Origin of the sequence: Paenibacillus sp. 4624, from assembly GCF_050435065.1 — a bacterium.
Lineage (GTDB): Bacteria > Bacillota > Bacilli > Paenibacillales > Paenibacillaceae > Paenibacillus > Paenibacillus amylolyticus_D.
Window position 1 is genome coordinate 57744 of record NZ_JBNDJR010000001.1, and the last position, 17302, is coordinate 75045.

Here is a 17302-nt window from a genome sequence, read left to right on the forward strand (position 1 = left end):
AAACGAACCTGCCTCTTCATCGAGGCAGGTTTTCTTTGGCTTTCCGGATAATTCCAGAGAGGACAACGCATAATACACGAAAAAGGTGAGGGTGGAACAGGTGTGCAGTTGCAACTTGTGTGGAAACGTCGTATAGCCATAATTAGCGCCGGACTTACTCTTCTCTTCGCAGTGTTGGTGCTGAGGCTAGGCTGGATTCAAATGGTTCAAGTGAACCGAATCATGCCCGGGTTTCAGCGAACCGTGCGTGAGATGTCAGTGCTGCAACGTGAACATGGTGTGATGCTGGATTCTGGACGTGGGCAGTTTACGGATGTTCACGGCCGTCCATTAACAGGGAAGATGCAATGGGGGCTGGTGCTTTATCCATCCATCGGGAAAAGTGAGCATGATTTCAAGCTCAAACAACTAGCCTCCTTCCTTCATACAGATGTGAACCAGTTAAAAAGGGAATGGCACAAGGAGAACACGCCACATCTTTGGACTAGAGGCGGTTCAGAGCCTATTTTGTTAACGGATGCTCAAGTTGTAAATGTGCGGAACCTGCACCTCCAAGGAGCGGATGTGTATCCTGTCATGACCAGGTATTTCCCGAAGGCTAGTGGAAGCCAGTGGCTGGGTTATTTGAGTGAGCATTCCGAAATTTATGGAGGAAATCACAGGCATCAAGATGAAGTAAAACAACCTTTTGCCATGAAATCGGGAGCAGCTGGACTGGAAAGAACGCTGGAGCCGTTGCTAAGAGGTGTAGGACCGACGTTAATAACGCGCATGGTATCAGGGAATGGACAGGTTATCCCTGAGATGGATCCGCGCGTGATTGCACCTACAAATTCGCACTATCCATTAGTGGTGGAAACCACCATTGATGCACGTATACAGCAGGGCATTGAAGAATTGTCAGAAGCATCCGGTCTAGAGGAAGGAGCCATAGTAGTTCTTGATGCTGCAAATGCAGATGTACGCGCAATGGTATCACGTCCCTTTTATCAACCGCAGCATGTCGATCCACAGCACTCCTCCTGGGGGAACAGAGCTATACAAGCGGTTGCACCAGGCTCTATATTCAAAATCGTAACGGCTGCAGCAGCCCTGGAAAATCAGGTTGTTTCTCGTGATGAGAAGTTTCACTGCGAAGGAGCTTATGGAAAATATGGCCTTTCCTGTTGGAAGGAGCATGGACATGGTGAATTGAATTTGGAAAAGGGATTCGCGGAGTCCTGTAACGTTGTTTTCGCTGAAACTGCACGTAGGCTTCACATGGAGCAGTTGGAACAAACTGCGGATCGCCTAGGGCTTTCACGTTCTGTTGGCTGGCAGGCACAACATATTGCGGGGATGCCGGTTTTAAAACATTTTGACCATGAAGAACCGGGGCGTATTCGGACAGAAGCCGTGAAGTCTGCAGATGAAGGCGCCAAAATCCAGACAGCCATTGGACAGCGGGATGTACGGGTCACTCCGCTACAGGCAGCGAACTTGATTGTGACACTGTTACATGATGGAAAGGTAAACGCTCCCCGGCTTGTGCAACGAATCAGGTACGCGGATGGAGACACGATGTTAGATATGCCTTTGCATGCATCTCCTTCAGCAGCAGGACAGATTTCTCCGACCACAGCTCACCTGCTGTTAAGCTGGATGAATACCGTAGTACGGGAGGGAACAGGAAAATCCCTGCAACACGCGAGATGGCACGTCGCAGGGAAGTCAGGGACAGCTCAGGTACAACAAAAAGGGAAAGCCAAAAACAACCAATGGTTCATAGGATATGGGCCCGTAGAGAAGCCGAGATATGCTGTTGCTGTGTTGGTACAGAATGTCTCTCCGGAAGCTTCCCATCAGGCTACAGCTCTATTTCGCAAAATTACGGACTATCTGGCAGAGTTCTCGTGATTTGTTCACATGAGAGGATCACGAGTATGTCATCTACTGATGTTCTGTCCTCTCTGAAACATCAGGGGCAGGAGGATCAACCACTAATGGTGACGATTCGAATTCGTCAGTGGGCAGATGAATCCATTTTTGCAGATAACCTTGCTGTAGTAGTTCTTTTAACAAAATCAGAAGCACAGGAGATAACACGACACCTGCGAGTCCGAAGATCGACAGGGAAATTAACATAAACGAAAGCATCAAATAAGCAGAGGAAACACCAATGGAATTCCCTGAAATTTTCGGTTCAAGCAGTTGTCTTGTTAGCATGGTCACAGCTAAAACCACAATCAAGCCAATGGCGAGCGTACTATTGCCTACGATAAACAAATAAACAATCCACGGAATAAATATCACTGGGACACCGAGTAGCGGCACCAGATCAAAAATGGCGCAGATCGCTGCGATTGTAAAGGCATTGGAGGTTCCCAGAATCAATAACCCCGCATATATCAATACAAATGTAATGAGCATCATGATCAATTGTGCCTTCATATAGGAACGGATCGTTTTGAACACGTGTGTGCGCATAAATTCATTCGCCGTTTTTAATGTTTTGGGCGTTTTGGCACGAGCAAATTTGCGCCAGGATTCAATCTCAATACTGAGAAAAAATGCTAGAATGATCGCAATCCCGAAGTTTGTAATGAATGTGGAGAATGAGCTGAGAAAGCCGATGATGAATTGTGCTCCACTAGTGACCCAACGGGAAAGAATCCCGGATAGTGTGGCGAAATATTCGTTTACTTTATCCAGTATTCCGTCAGGAAGGGCATTGGACTTGTCCTGGATGAGCAAGACCAGATCCGTGAATTCACGCTGGATCATCTCAACATACACCGGGAAATTGAGCTGAAGATCGGAAATCTGTGAAATGATAAAAAAGCCTAGACCAAAGAAGGCAGCCACAATGAGCCCGAGAAACAACAACACGGATATGGCCGTTCCGGCTGTTTTGGGCAATCCTTTTCGGTGAAGGAATTTGGCTAACGGCTCAATCATCCAAAAGACAATAAATGAAAGAAAAACGGGTGCAGCGATATGATACAATTTACTAAAGGCAAACATGATCACATACACGGTTAACACAAGCAGAGCGATATCAAAGACGGTGCGCCCATACTTTTTATAAAGCGGCAACATGGACATAGACTCCTTTACAGGCAGAAATTAGATTGTATTCATTGTACATGATAGTGGGGATTTGAGGAAACAGCATTTAATAAAAGAACTAACTATGATAAAATTAAAGGCGGTTTATTTTAGAAAGTGCCATATGGCCGTAAATTAGCAGGAGAAGTGGGGAATCGACATCATGACAACGATGCTTCAGAGTATTTTACTGTGGTTATTGTATCTGTCCTCTTTTTATGCTTTTATTCCAAGTCTGATCAGCCGACTGTTCGGATTTCGTGTGTTCAGGAGGGGGAAAAGTGAAGCACACTATGCCCTGACATTTGACGACGGGCCTGACCCTATTTATACGCCCAGGTTGCTTGAACTGTTACGTAAGTACAATGTCAAGGCAACTTTTTTCGTTGTGGGGGAGCATGCAGCAAGTCATCCGGAGTTAATCAGACGTATGCATGAGGAAGGCCATTTAATCGGAATTCATAATTATATTCATAAAACAAACTGGTTGATGCGTCCACGAACGGTTCGGGATCAGATCCATCGAACAGGTCAGATCATTCAAGAAATCACGGGTGAGAAAACTTGTTATTATCGTCCGCCATGGGGCATTATGAACCTGTTTGATTTTTTCAGCAAAAAAGATCGTAAGATCGTTCTGTGGTCCGCCATGTTTGAGGATTGGAAATGCAGTGTAGGTGCCGAACAATTAAAAAAACGTATGCTGAACAAATTAAAGGGCGGAGAGGTTATGCTGCTCCATGATCGCGGCACAACCTTAGGAGCAGATGCACACGCACCAGAGCAGATGCTTGAGGCGCTGGAGGCCGTGCTGCAGGAAGCCAAGCGACGTGGCTTGGAAAGTGTACGTGTGGACACGTTGATGAATGGTAGCGAAATTACCGAATCGTCATCAGTGGTTTCAAAGAGAGAAGTGGAAACACGCTTGAAACTAAAGCTTTGGAAACGTGCCGTGGTTGCTTTGTGGTTAGGCTGGGAAAAATTATTTCACTGGGTATACCATCTGCGAGCCGCTTCACCTAAAGATCCGATGCTTCATTTTCGTTCCCGTGTGTACCACGGTGCACGAGTGGAGATGGAACATGGTTATGTGATGCAGAACGGAGATCCGATTATAGAGTTACATTTTGACAATCAAACATTATTCGAACTTGGTGTTACATCCCGTTCAACGATGCACTTAGCGATTCGTATGATTCGTACGATGGAACAACAACTGCCAGACCTGGCACAGGTTGTTGCTACAGATCCTGAATTACGTTCAGCAAAGGCTCTTTATGGGGTGAGTATGATTAACCGTGGTCCTGAAAAATTTGGATTCACTGTGCAAGAGCTGGCACCAGGCCCGTTCAGTCTGGCCTCCAAGTTATATCTAAGGCTGTTACTTAGCGTTATTCATCCAGCAGGCCAAAAACGCTTGAAACAGCGGACAGATCAATTGGTGCCTAAAATGATTGTGATGCCGGTGGAGGAACTGTTAAAACGTTACGGGCAGCATCATACGATCGCTTCAGGTGTAACTGAACAAGCAGAAGACGATTCCTTTGTTATAGAAAATGAGGTTTTAACGGAACAGAATTGAATTCATTGATGAAAACTGAATTAAATGATGATGTTGTAACGGATTTATACGCGAATTTAATTATTCATTTGAATAGCGCAATTTTTCTGAGAAGAGCGTTTGTACGCAATTCCGATGCAAAAAAAGGATGCGCTTTGCCAGTGTGGCAAAGCGCATCCTTTTTCATTTTTATATACTCGGTTTAGTATTTATGGCTTCATCATGCAAACTAGATCTTCAGAACGCCACCGTTGCTTGCATTGGTTACAAGTTTGGAGTAGCGAGCCAGCAAGCCGGTTTTGACTTTTGGTTCAAAACCTTTCCAGTTCGCACGACGAGCTTGGAATTCTTCTTCGCTAATTTGCAACTCAATAGTGCGGTTGTTCAGGTCGAGTTCAATGATATCTCCTTCTTCAACAAAGGCAATTGGGCCGCCTTCCGCTGCTTCTGGAGAGATGTGGCCGATACTGATTCCTCGGGATGCGCCAGAGAAACGTCCATCTGTGATCAGACCGACTTTGGCACCAAGTCCCATACCTACGATCTGGGAAGTTGGCGCGAGCATTTCAGGCATACCCGGTCCGCCTTTTGGTCCTTCATAACGAATGACAACAACATGTCCTTCTTTGACTTTGCCGTTAGCAATGCCTTCAAGTGCCTGTTCCTGAGAATCGAAGCAGATTGCAGGACCTTTATGGTATCCACCAACCGAAGCATCAACCGCTCCAACTTTGATGATCGCACCTTCTGGTGCAAGGTTACCGAACAATACAGCCAGTCCGCCTTTTTCGGAGTGCGGGTTGTCAAGCTTGTGGATTACGTTTGTATCTTTGATCTCTTGTCCTTCTACGTTTTCACGGATGGTTTTACCTGTAACTGTAATACAGTCCGCGTGGATTGCGCCTGGTTTCTTAAGCAATTCATTAAGAACCGCACTTACGCCACCTGCATTGTGAACATCTTCGATGTGTAAGTCAGAAGCAGGTGCCAGTTTCGCCAGATGCGGAACGCGGTTAGCAACTTCATTGATACGCTCAATCGGATATTCAATGCCAGCTTCGTGTGCCAGAGCCAATGTGTGAAGTACCGTATTCGTAGAACCGCCCATCGCCATGTCGAGAGCAAACGCATTGTCGATGGCTTCTGCAGTTACGATATCACGTGGTTTCAGATCCAGTTTGATCAATTCCATCAGTTGTTTCGCCGATTGTTTAACAAATTCGCGGCGCTCAGGTGCTACAGCCAGAATGGTTCCGTTACCCGGCATTGCAAGTCCCATCGCCTCTGCAAGACAGTTCATGGAGTTCGCGGTGAACATACCGGAGCAAGATCCGCAAGTTGGACAACCGAACTGTTCAAGCTCAAGCAAGCTCTTGTCGTCGATTTTACCCGCTTGGAAAGCACCAACGCCTTCAAATACTGAAGTCAGCGAGAGAGCTTTACCATTGCTGTCACGGCCTGCTTTCATCGGTCCACCGCTTACGAATACGGTAGGGATGTTACAACGCAATGCGCCCATCATCATACCTGGTGTAATTTTGTCACAGTTCGGGATACATACCATGCCATCGAACCAGTGAGCAGATACAACCGTTTCTACGGAATCCGCAATAATGTCACGGCTTGGCAAGGAGTAACGCATGCCGATGTGTCCCATCGCAATTCCGTCATCAACCCCGATGGTGTTGAATTCGAACGGAACGCCGCCGGCTTCACGAATGGCATCTTTAACAATTTTACCAAACTCCTGCAAGTGAACATGACCAGGTACAATATCGATGTACGAGTTACATACCGCGATAAACGGCTTGCCAAAATCCTCTTCTTTTACGCCCGCTGCACGGAGCAAACTCCGGTGTGGTGCGCGGTCAAACCCTTTTTTGATCATATCGGAACGCATTTTATTGGCTGACATGGTGTATTCCCCCCAAATATATAATATTGAGCAACATGAATGGAAAAATAAATGGCAGTACATCTGTCGTTTAATTTCATCCGTACTCTACAAAAAAATAACCCGTGGGCTGGTGTCTCGCTCCCCGTAGTTTGTGAATTTCTTTGCTGCTTTAAACCCGTGAACACCCGGTTTTTCTATAGAGTCTATCACAACCATCGTCATATTTCTACATTCAATAGACATATAAAAAGAAGCCACATTCCATTGACCTGGAGATTGGCTTCTGAATTCAACGAAAAGCGGGGATGCTTTTAATGATATAGACATTTTAAAAAGCTTAGTTTAACTACTTCCGCCTTTGCGACCGATTTCGCGATAAAATTCCTTGCTATGGTTTTCAGAAGTGGCTTCGCCGCCCTTACGTCCAATTTCCTTGTAGAAATCTGCATCATGGGCGTCGGAAGTAGCTTCACCGCCTTTTTTACCAATCGTCTGGTAGAAGCTCCGGTCATGGTTTCTGGATGTAGCTTTCCCGCCTAACCGTCCGGCTTCTTCTCTGCTCATTTTGCGTTCTGACATTTGCCCTCGTGCCATTACAAATCACTCCTTACCATGTTAAGTTGTTTTTTGCTTCGTGTATGCTGAATTACCACGGTTTTTCCAGTATGAAACAACTAAAATGGAAACAGTTGGATATTAGGCGTGAGGGAAACCTCAGGCAGAACGCTTGAAAACACCATGTCGGTGAAATGAAATCCGTGAGATGTCCGGCTCGATGAGTACTTTAAAGGTATGCCGTACAAGAGGGTGAGCCAGAGTAACCGAGAAGAGCACAGCAATACCAAGGATAACTGGTATGAACAGTGCATTACCCATATAACTGTAGATCCCTGACCAGATTGCAAGCCGCACAAGAAAGCCGTGCAAAAGGAAGACGTACAATGTACGACGACCCATGTCTGTCAGTTTGGAGGTCAAGTTCGGAACCCAGGCAAGGAAAAGTGTGGCGGAGATGATCTCCAGCAGATACACGCCAAGCCGGAAAATCCCTGCATACCACTCCTGATGCCCCAGTTCAGCATAAGTCTTGCTTCCAAACAGCCATCCTTGCGGAATGTTTAAACCGCCATATGCAATATAAATCAGCAGAGCAACGGATAGGATTGCGGCTACTCTACGGCCCCAGCCTGGGAGCAGGCGCGCACGGATGGCTGCACCATAGTCATATCCAATAACGAAGAAAGGCAGAAATACAAAGGTGCGGCTACAACTGAGCCAAAAACCGTCGACAGGCAAATAACCGGCAATGACTCCCAGTGCGATTGAAGCAATCAATCGATACACAGGTTGCCAGGAGATGGTGAGCCGAACAAGTAACCTCCAGCAGAAATGGCTGGCAAGGAACCATAGCAACAGGTACGGTGCAAAGAAGGATAAGCGCATATGAGGTGTATGAAACACGGTCGCATCCATCAATGCATATAACGTTTGAAACAGAAGATATTGTAATGCAATCTGTTTCAGCACGTTGCGCCCCGAGACACCCTGGATAGAAGGTTTGGCAAAATATCCCGTCACCCATACGAAGAGTGGCATATGAAACGTATAAATCCACAGAAACAATGCCTCTGCTCCGGCAAAGCGGGTAATGAGTGGTTCCAGTGCATTTCCCGCAAGTACGCACACAATTAACATAAAGCGAAGATTGTAAAAGAAAGATTCCTGATCATGCTGAATCAGTATCTGTTTTCTCATGATGTAGCCCCCTCGAAAACTTCGTTGAAAAATAGTCTATCTGTATTCGTTGTATACATCTGTACTAAGGTTAATATGAATTCGATCCAATCATTGTGATTTATTTCACATTAGTAAACGTTATCTTTTCTCAAAGATGTGACAACAAAAAGAATGCTTCGGGATTGACAACGGTTGCATACGGGATGACAATGGTAGAAGAAGATGAGGTAGTCAATATTAAGGAGGAAGGCAATATGTCAACGAGTCCCTTTCAAAGCCCTGATATTATTACATTCGGGGAGAGTATGGGGTTGCTGACGGCCAGAGATACGAGAGGGCTTGAATATGCAGCTACACTAGACAAGACGTTCGGAGGTGCTGAAAGCAATCTGGCTATTGGTGTAGCACGCCTTGGACATACCAGCGGCTGGTTTGGACGGCTTGGCAACGATCCGATCGGGAACATGATTCTAAAAGCTATTCGCGGCGAAGGTGTGGATGTATCCCGGGCCAAATTAAGTGATCATGAACCTACAGGTTTGATGATTCGTGAGAACGCTTCCGGGAAAGCTTCGGTGCATTATTATAGGAAGTTATCCGCGGCAAGTGCGATGACACCGGATGATCTAGATCCGGAATATATTGCCGGGGCCAAGATTTTGCACGTCACAGGTATTACTGCAGCAATCAGCGAATCAGGTCTTTCCACGGTTGAAGCCGCCATACATATTGCCAAGCAGGCAGGGGTGAAAGTGAGCTTCGATCCGAATCTGCGCCTGAAGCTTTGGTCAGCAGAGAAGGCTCGCCCTGTATTACTGCGTTTGGCTGAACAGGCTGACTACTTTTTACCAGGTTTGGATGAGATGAAACTGTTATATAACGAAGAAAGCGATGAGAAGGTGCTTGAACGCTTAGCTGCCATGGATGCCGTGTGCATTGTTAAGGGTGGGCCTGATTTGACCTACGTACTTGCGGATGGTACCCTAACGGAAGTTCCGTACTTTAAAGCAGATCAGGTTCTTGACACTGTCGGAGCTGGAGACGGATTCTGTGCAGGTTTTTTAGCTGGTCTGTTAAAAGGATACACTCCGCAGGAAGCGACCAGGCTTGGTAATTTGAACGGATCAATGGTTATCCAGGCCGTCGGGGATTGGGAAGCACTCCCGACATGGGCACAGGTCGAGGCCAAGCTGAATAATGTTGCTCACGTCGAGCGTTAAGTGGCGTTAAAATCAGGATGACTCATCTTCGTTCTTTAAAAATGTAAAGTTTGTATACACAACCACCACATGGACAAGGGAGAGAATGAAATGAAGAAGCTTCAACTGTTGCAAAAGATGACGGACAATGGTGTGGTGGCGGTTCTGCGCGCAGATTCAGCTGACCAGGTCATTGCTATGGCCGAGCAAGCAATTGCGGGTGGGATCAAGGTTATCGAAATTACGATGACCGTTCCGGGTGCGCTCAAAGCGATCGAAAAATTAAGCCGTGTGTATCATTGGAATACGCAAGACCCGGAGAAATTCGCGATTATTGGCGCAGGAACTGTGCTTGAGGCGCAAACGGCGAGAGCTGCGATTATGTCAGGTGCTGAGTTTGTCGTAGGGCCATCTCTTAACCCCGAGACCGTTCAGATATGTAATTTGTATCGCGTTCCGATCCTGCCGGGTGTCATGACCATTGCTGATGTGCAGCGTGCACTGGAGCTTGGCGTGGATATTATCAAGCTGTTCCCTGGCAATCTGTATGATCCATCTATTATCAAAACGATGAAAGGCCCTATGCCACAGGCGAACTTCATGCCAACAGGCGGTGTGTCTTTGTCCAATCTGGGTGAGTGGATCAAAGGTGGAGCAGTAGCTGTCGGGATCGGCTCTGATCTGACGTCGGAAGCTGTGAAGACGGGAGATTTGACTCATGTCCGCCGTAAAGCGGAACAATATATGGAAGCTTATCGCAAAGCCAAGGCTGAATAATGTTTCAACATGGAAGGGAGCCTGTGACATGCAGGCTCCCGCTTCCATAAGCCGCGGCAATTTGCGGAAGTGTAGAAAGGTGAATGATGTTGAGAAATCGTTATAATACAGGGCGCAAGAAGAGGGGCATTGGCAAGTTTCTGCTCGTACTTTTGGCGCTCATTGTTATTGGTTGCGGATATGTTGCATGGAAGTTGCTCACGCCTTATGGCCCGCAGGAAGTAGCACAGGCTGCGATGGAAACATCCGGCGGGGTTACCGTCAGTGAGCAGGAGAACTGGATTGATTTTAAACCGGATAAACCTAAAGCAAATGGGAAAAGTGTACTTTTCTATCCTGGCGGTTTAGTTAAACCAGAAAGCTATGCTCCTCTTGCTCATGAGCTTGCTGCAGCTGGTCATCATACCATTATTGCTAAGATGCCGGTAAATTTGGCTGTGATTAAACCCGATCTGGCCGATGATATTTTGGCAGCATACCCTGAAGAGCAGTTCGTCATGGGTGGTCACTCGTTAGGGGGCTCCATGGCTGCACGATATGTAGTGGCACATCCAGATGCCCTTCACGGCATTTTTTTCCTGGCGTCCTATCCGGATGAAAAAGGAAGTGTACAGCAGCTGGATATTCCAGCCCTATCCATTCTCGGCACGAATGATGGAGTTGTGAATATGACCAAGTATCAGGCAGGACGCATGTATTTGCCACCAGATACCGTGTATTACACCGTTGAAGGAGGGAACCACGCTCAGTTTGGTGACTATGGTCATCAGAAGGGAGATGGTGAGTCCTCAGTTAGTGAAGAGGATCAGCTGAAGCAGACGGTCAAAACGTTGTTATCTTGGTTAGATACCATCAAGTAGTCTTATTTTCAGCGGAGGTGAAGGAAGTGGCTTTGCTACAGGTGCAGGGAGAAAAGATTCCCTGCAGGGCAATTCTGTTTGACAAAGATGGAACCTTGCTGGATTTTCTTCAATTATGGGGCCCTTGGGCTGAGAGTATGCTCGTGCAAATGCAAGCATGGATGCGAGAACGTGATGCCTCTTTTACCGTGGAACTCGAACATGTGCTGGGTACGGTTCATGATTCGGAAGGTCATCTCAGCGGCTACGATGTGCAAGGGCCGCTTGCCATTGCAACTGTAGATGAATGTAACGGCTGGCTGGCAGGACAGCTCTATGCTGCCGGTACGCCATGGAACGAAGCCATTACAACGATACGCCAGTTTTCAAGTATAGCGATGAAGTCTGTAAGAGAGCGGAAATCCGCTGAACCTATGCCTGGCTTACTGGATTTACTGAAACGTTGTAAGGAAGCAGGCATTCAGCTTGCAGTGGTGACTTCCGACAGTACATCAGCGGCTGAAGCACATCTGGACTGGATGGGCATCCGTTCCTTTTTCAGTTCGATTGTAGGCTGTGACCGGGTAACGCGTGGCAAACCCGATGGTGAATCATTCCTGCTGGCATGCCGGGAATTAGCGGCTGAACCTCATGAGGCTGTAGTCATTGGAGACAGCAACGGTGATATGCAAATGGGACGCCATGCAGGAGCAGCATATACTTTGGGGTACTGTCCTCAATTGGACCAGAGTGCGCATTTGCATGATGCAGACGCCGTCATTTGTCATTATGATGAGTTAGGTATTGTGTTATAGATCCTGCTCGATGTTCGTATGTATAAGGGAAATCAAAGGAGGAGAGAGGATGAACGCAACAGAGCAACTGGCTGCCTGGATTCAGGAAAGCTCACGCATCGTTTTTTTCGGAGGAGCCGGAACTTCAACGGAAAGCGGGATTCCCGACTTTCGCTCGGCTGCGGGACTGTACCAGACGGAGCAGCATTCCCCTTATCCTCCAGAGGAACTGTTAAGCCGACATTTTTTTGATCAGCACGCTGATATTTTTTATGATTTTTACCGGGGGAAAATGCTTCATCCCGATGCGGAACCGAATGGTTGTCATCGTTTGCTTGCCAGGCTGGAGCAGGAGGGAAAACTTCACGCTGTCATTACGCAAAACATAGATGGCCTGCATCAAAAGGCAGGCAGCAGTCATGTGCTGGAGCTTCATGGTTCGGTTCATCGCAATGCTTGCATGGATTGCAAACAGTTCTATTCGCTGCATGACATTATGCAATCGAAAGAGGTTGTACCCCGTTGCTCGTCATGCGGAGGTGTAGTCAAGCCTGACGTAGTCTTGTACGAAGAAGAACTGGATCAGACAACGTTATATCATGCCATCGACGCCTTGTCTTCAGCAGATTTACTGCTTGTAGGTGGGACTTCGCTGACGGTATATCCTGCAGCCCAATTAATTACGTATTTTCAGGGAAAACATACGGTGTTACTCAATGCTACACCAACTGCTTATGATCACCGGGCAGATTTGCTGATTACAGAGCCGATTGGCGAGGTAATGAAGGGTGTAGACCAACTTATTAGTTGATAAAACGTTGTAAACCAGCTTTTTTGGTAACGCATTGAACGGAATTATGGCATCCTCTGGCTCAGGCTTGGAATCAGGATGCGCGAACCTGTGGAAAGAAGGGATTCATGATGGTCTATGTAGCTGCTGAAACACGCTATGAAACGATGAAATATAACCGTGTGGGACGTTCGGGCCTTAAGCTGCCAGCGATTTCACTTGGACTGTGGCATAATTTTGGTGGAATTAACAGTATAGAGAATGGACGCAACATGATTACACGTGCGTTTGATCTCGGGATTACACATTTTGATTTGGCAAACAACTATGGCCCACCTGCAGGTTCAGCGGAGGAACTGTTTGGTCAGGTGCTGGTTCAGGATCTGAAACCATACCGGGATGAACTGATTATTTCCTCCAAAGCCGGATATTATATGTGGCCAGGGCCTTACGGTGAGTGGGGATCCCGCAAATACTTGATTTCCAGTCTGAATCAGAGTCTAACTCGAATGGGACTGGATTATGTGGATATATTTTATTCACACCGTTATGATCCAGATACACCACTGGAAGAAACAATGATGGCACTCGATCATATGGTTCGTTCAGGCAAGGCACTCTATGTTGGCATCTCCAATTATCCTGCAGAGCAAACGAAACAGGCGGCTGAGATTTTAAAAAGCCTCGGTACACCGCTGCTGATTCATCAGCCAAGGTACTCCATGCTCGATCGCTGGATTGAGGATGGACTTCAGGATGTACTGGATGAGTATGGAGCAGGCAGCATTGCGTTTTGTCCATTGGAGCAAGGCGTACTTACAAACAAATATTTGAATGGCATTCCGGAAGATTCACGTGCCAAAGGCCCTTCTGTATTTCTGAATGAAAATAATATCTCTCCCGAAACACTTCGTAAGGTACGTGCTCTGAATCAGATTGCAGCAGCCCGCGGCCAGAGTCTTGCCCAGTTTGCACTGGCATGGGTACTGCGCAATGGAAGAGTCACGTCTGCGCTAATTGGCGCAAGCCGTCCGTCTCAGATTGAAGAGAACGTAGCTGCGCTTAGTCAGCTGGAGTTTTCCGCAGAGGAACTAGAGCGGATTGAGTCGATTTTGCGACCAGAGTCTACGAATAAAAACAAAGATTAGCATCCGTCCCATATATGGGGAAGCTCGTACAAATAAATCACAACCCAAAAGTGCATCTTAGCCATACAGGCAAGATGCACTTTTTTAACATGTGATCATAATTCAGTTATTCCGTTTTTTTGTTCATACTTACGAGGTGAGGCTCTCTCTTTTATTTGAAGAAGTGACTTTACGTACCTTTTGAGCGTAACGGACGCGCGAGCAGTTTCTCTCGATAGAGAGTAGGGGCTTCGCCGTGGAAACGTTTGAATTGCCTAGAAAAATACAGAGCATCAGGCATACCAACAGAGGCAGATACCTGTTCAATCGACAAATCTGGCCGTTCCCGCAATAGTTGACGTGACTTGTCGATCCGTAGTTTCAACAAATAGGTCACAGGGGTGAGTCCGGTTTCCTGTTTGAAAATACGCGATAGATATGCACGGTTATATCCGAGACTCTCCGACATTTGTTCAATGGATACAGGGTAAGCGTATTGAGTGGACATATATTGAATCATCTGTTTCACCGTCCGCCGGATGGAGGATTCTCCTGAAGTTAATGTCTGTCCCTCCGAGAGATGAGTCTGGGCCTCGGCTAAAATCATATACAATGTACCGAGTGATGTATAATGGGCGCTTTCTTTCCGCTCGGCAAAAGCATCTTGCATGACCGACAGCCAATTGGATATGTCACAGGCTGTACCTGCATGAAAAACAGATTTCTCGGGCCTAAACCCGGCCTGTTCGACGTGCCGGGCAGCTTCACTGCCTGTGAAGGCAATCCAGCGGTATTGCCATGGCTTGCGGCCATGGGACTGGTAGCTTACCAGTTGTCCCGGATGGATCAAAAAACAATCCCCCGCGGCAAGGTCGTAGGTGTGCAGTTCCGTACGGAACGTACCGGCTCCTTTTTCTACATAATGCAAAAGATAATAATCATATAGCTTCGGTCCAAGTGCATGTCCGGGGAGGGTCTGGCTTGCGCCGGCAAACAGGACATGCAGTGCCCCTCGGTTATCATAGGTGGGATTGGAGGCAACCGAATAACTAAGTGCTCCGCTTTTGCTTATAGGTGATTCCGGTGAAAGCCTGGAGCTGGACGAGCCGGTTGTATTATGGGATGCTTCTGCTGGATTTGATTTGGAATCTTTCATATGGAATCCTTCTTTCCATTATTAGAGCTTCAGTCGTTAGAATCATTATATAATTAAAGGTCACATTTATCCATATGAATCACACATGGTTTCATTTCAAGAGAGGTGGCTTCCTTGTATAATAACATTAAGAAAACCACAACAAAGAGGCGAGGTGCATCAGCTTTGAATGTAACTGATTTGCAACAAAAGTTTATTGAGAAGTACGGAGAAAGTGGAGCGGACATCCGTGTATTTCATGCCCCTGGGCGTGTGAATCTGATCGGTGAACATATCGACTACAACGGTGGTTATGTGCTTCCGGCCGCGCTTGAGTTTGGCACAACGTTGCTCATTCGTGAACGTACGGATAATCAATTGCAACTGGCTTCGACCAATATGTCTTACGAGGGAACACTGGACACGGCCTCCATTGGTCAAGAGAGAACGGGAGAGTGGACAGACTACCCTGTTGGCGTTATGGTCGAACTGCAAGGCAAAGGAATCAAAGTCAAGAAAGGGTATGATTTCCTCTATCATGGCGAAATTCCAAATGGCGCAGGGCTTTCCTCATCTGCATCTCTGGAGGTGCTTACCGGATATGCGATTCAATCGATGGAAGGGGTCACGGACATCGATACCGTGGAACTTGCGCTTTTGTCCCAGAAAGCAGAGAATGAGTTTGTTGGTGTAAACTGCGGCATCATGGATCAGTTCGCTGTAGCGAATGGTGCTAAGGATCATGCGATTCTTCTGATGTGTGATACGCTCGAGTATGAGAAGGTTCCTTTCCGCACAGGTGCTTACAAACTGATTATCGGTAACACCAATAAGCGTCGTGGATTGGTCGATTCGGCATACAATGAGCGGCGCTCTCAATGCGAGCAGGCACTTGCCACTTTGAAGGAACAGCTGCCTGCACTGAATTACCTGGCTCAATTGAAGCCGGAACAGTTTGATACCTTACAGGATCAGATCAAAGATGAGAAAGTCAGACAGCGTGCCCGGCACGTTGTGGAAGAAAATGCACGCGTCCTTGCATCCGTAGAAGCGCTGCAGAATAATGACTTGCAGACGTTTGGACAGTTGATGAATGCTTCGCATGAATCTCTACGCGATCTGTATGAAGTTAGCTGCGATGAGCTGGATGTCATGGTCGAGGAAGCACAGCGGATTCCAGGAACACTAGGTGCACGTATGACGGGTGCAGGTTTTGGTGGATGTACGGTGTCTCTGGTACACGAGAATGATGTTGAGCGTTTTGTGAGTGAAGTGGGTGCAGCGTATGAAGCACGTACGGGTCTCAAAGGTGATTTTTATGTATGTGGTGTAGGCGAAGGTGTTAACGAACTCAAGGAGGCGAAGTGAAATGGCAATTTTGGTGACAGGTGGAGCAGGATATATTGGTTCGCATACGGTGGCAGCATTGCTTGAACGTGGCGAGGAAGTCGTTGTACTGGATAATTTGCAGACAGGGCATCGCGAGGCATTGCTTGGCGGTAAGCTGTATGAAGGTGATTTACGTGACAAGGAAATCTTGACGAAGCTGTTCGCGGAAAATTCAATTGATGCCGTCATTCACTTTGCGGCGAACTCGCTGGTCGGCGAGAGCATGAAAGAACCGGCTAAATACTATGACAATAACGTATTCGGCACACTTTGCCTGCTCGAAGCGATGAATGCGGCGAACGTTCGTCGCATCGTCTTCTCATCTACAGCAGCAACTTATGGTGAGCCTGAGAAGGTGCCGATCGAAGAGAGCGACCGTACGGAGCCTACGAATGTATATGGTGAAACCAAATTGATGATGGAGCGCATGATGTCCTGGTTCGACAAAGTGCAAGATATCAAATACGTTTCCCTGCGTTACTTCAATGCAGCCGGTGCACACGAAAGTGGCAAAATCGGTGAAGATCACCAGCCGGAAAGTCACTTGATTCCGCTTGTATTACAAACAGCACTGAAACAACGTTCGCATATCGCCGTATTTGGTGATGACTATGCAACAGAGGATGGCACATGTATCCGCGACTATATCCACGTTAGCGATCTGGCTGATGCGCATCTGCGTGCCGTGGATTACCTGCGCAAAGGGGAGAACAGCAACGTGTTCAACCTGGGTAACGGCACTGGATTCTCGGTAAAACAAGTCATTGAAACAGCAAAAAAAGTGACCGGCCTGGATATCCCGGTTGTTCAGGAACCACGTCGGGCGGGTGACCCTGCTGTATTAGTAGCCTCATCTGCAAAAGCCAGATCCGTTCTGGGCTGGAATCCGAAATGGACAAATCTAGAAGATGTCATTCAAAGTGCATGGAACTGGCATCAATCACGCCCGGAAGGCTACGGAAAAAACTAG

General features: G+C 47.1%; 15 protein-coding genes and 1 pseudogene. 10 read left to right on the plus strand and 6 right to left on the minus strand.

Annotated elements, in window-relative coordinates:
- Positions 1-102 precede the first annotated feature (102 nt).
- On the plus strand, positions 103-1896 hold the full coding sequence (locus ABIE27_RS00315; RefSeq protein WP_345789276.1) for a peptidoglycan D,D-transpeptidase FtsI family protein: 1794 nt from the start codon (positions 103-105) through the stop codon (positions 1894-1896).
- 33 nt (positions 1897-1929) lie between these two features.
- On the opposite strand, the gene ABIE27_RS00320 is transcribed toward ABIE27_RS00315, so the two are convergent.
- Positions 1930-3078, minus strand: coding sequence for an AI-2E family transporter (locus ABIE27_RS00320; protein WP_123066325.1), 1149 nt, complete (start codon positions 3076-3078; stop codon positions 1930-1932).
- A 172-nt stretch (positions 3079-3250) separates the two neighbouring features.
- Here ABIE27_RS00320 and ABIE27_RS00325 point away from each other — a divergent pair, with 172 nt between their 5' ends.
- Positions 3251-4669 (plus strand): polysaccharide deacetylase family protein, encoded by a 1419-nt coding sequence (locus ABIE27_RS00325; protein ID WP_429349650.1) that lies wholly within the window; start codon positions 3251-3253, stop codon positions 4667-4669.
- 208 nt (positions 4670-4877) lie between these two features.
- Here the strand turns inward: ABIE27_RS00325 and ilvD are convergent, their stop codons facing one another.
- From ilvD to ABIE27_RS00345, 4 genes and pseudogenes are all read right to left on the minus strand, one after another.
- Positions 4878-6563, minus strand: coding sequence for a dihydroxy-acid dehydratase (gene ilvD, locus ABIE27_RS00330; protein ID WP_123066327.1), 1686 nt, complete (start codon positions 6561-6563; stop codon positions 4878-4880).
- An 87-nt stretch (positions 6564-6650) separates the two neighbouring features.
- A complete protein-coding gene (locus tag ABIE27_RS00335) occupies positions 6651-6872 on the minus strand; it encodes a hypothetical protein (RefSeq protein ID WP_429349651.1) in 222 nt (73 codons plus the stop codon).
- Between the two features lie 18 nt (positions 6873-6890).
- Positions 6891-7124: pseudogene (locus ABIE27_RS00340) on the minus strand (KGG domain-containing protein); the annotation flags it as partial.
- Positions 7125-7259: 135 nt separating this feature from the next.
- Positions 7260-8300: an acyltransferase family protein gene (locus tag ABIE27_RS00345; RefSeq protein ID WP_123066329.1), complete on the minus strand. Its 1041-nt coding sequence runs from the start codon at positions 8298-8300 to the stop codon at positions 7260-7262.
- A 236-nt stretch (positions 8301-8536) separates the two neighbouring features.
- Here ABIE27_RS00345 and ABIE27_RS00350 point away from each other — a divergent pair, with 236 nt between their 5' ends.
- From ABIE27_RS00350 to mgrA, 6 genes are all read left to right on the plus strand, one after another.
- Positions 8537-9502 (plus strand): sugar kinase, encoded by a 966-nt coding sequence (locus ABIE27_RS00350; RefSeq protein WP_123066330.1) that lies wholly within the window; start codon positions 8537-8539, stop codon positions 9500-9502.
- 90 nt (positions 9503-9592) lie between these two features.
- Positions 9593-10258 (plus strand): bifunctional 2-keto-4-hydroxyglutarate aldolase/2-keto-3-deoxy-6-phosphogluconate aldolase, encoded by a 666-nt coding sequence (locus ABIE27_RS00355; RefSeq protein WP_123066331.1) that lies wholly within the window; start codon positions 9593-9595, stop codon positions 10256-10258.
- An 86-nt stretch (positions 10259-10344) separates the two neighbouring features.
- The gene (locus ABIE27_RS00360) at positions 10345-11118 is read left to right on the plus strand and encodes an alpha/beta fold hydrolase (protein ID WP_429349652.1); all 774 of its coding nucleotides are present in this window, start codon (positions 10345-10347) and stop codon (positions 11116-11118) included.
- Positions 11119-11144: 26 nt separating this feature from the next.
- Entirely contained in the window at positions 11145-11912 is a 768-nt protein-coding gene (locus ABIE27_RS00365; RefSeq protein ID WP_123066333.1) for an HAD family hydrolase, read from the plus strand.
- 49 nt (positions 11913-11961) lie between these two features.
- Complete coding sequence (locus ABIE27_RS00370; protein ID WP_429349653.1) at positions 11962-12702, plus strand: NAD-dependent protein deacylase; 741 nt, start codon at positions 11962-11964, stop codon at positions 12700-12702.
- A gap of 110 nt (positions 12703-12812) precedes the next feature.
- Complete coding sequence (mgrA, locus tag ABIE27_RS00375; RefSeq protein ID WP_429349654.1) at positions 12813-13829, plus strand: L-glyceraldehyde 3-phosphate reductase; 1017 nt, start codon at positions 12813-12815, stop codon at positions 13827-13829.
- 169 nt (positions 13830-13998) lie between these two features.
- On the opposite strand, the gene ABIE27_RS00380 is transcribed toward mgrA, so the two are convergent.
- Entirely contained in the window at positions 13999-14964 is a 966-nt protein-coding gene (locus ABIE27_RS00380) for an AraC family transcriptional regulator (RefSeq protein ID WP_429349655.1), read from the minus strand.
- A gap of 165 nt (positions 14965-15129) precedes the next feature.
- On the opposite strand from ABIE27_RS00380, the gene ABIE27_RS00385 reads away from it, so the two are divergent.
- Positions 15130-16311, plus strand: a complete 1182-nt coding sequence (locus ABIE27_RS00385) for a galactokinase (protein WP_123066393.1) — start codon at positions 15130-15132, stop codon at positions 16309-16311.
- Between the two features lies 1 nt (position 16312).
- Complete coding sequence (galE, locus tag ABIE27_RS00390; RefSeq protein WP_123066337.1) at positions 16313-17302, plus strand: UDP-glucose 4-epimerase GalE; 990 nt, start codon at positions 16313-16315, stop codon at positions 17300-17302.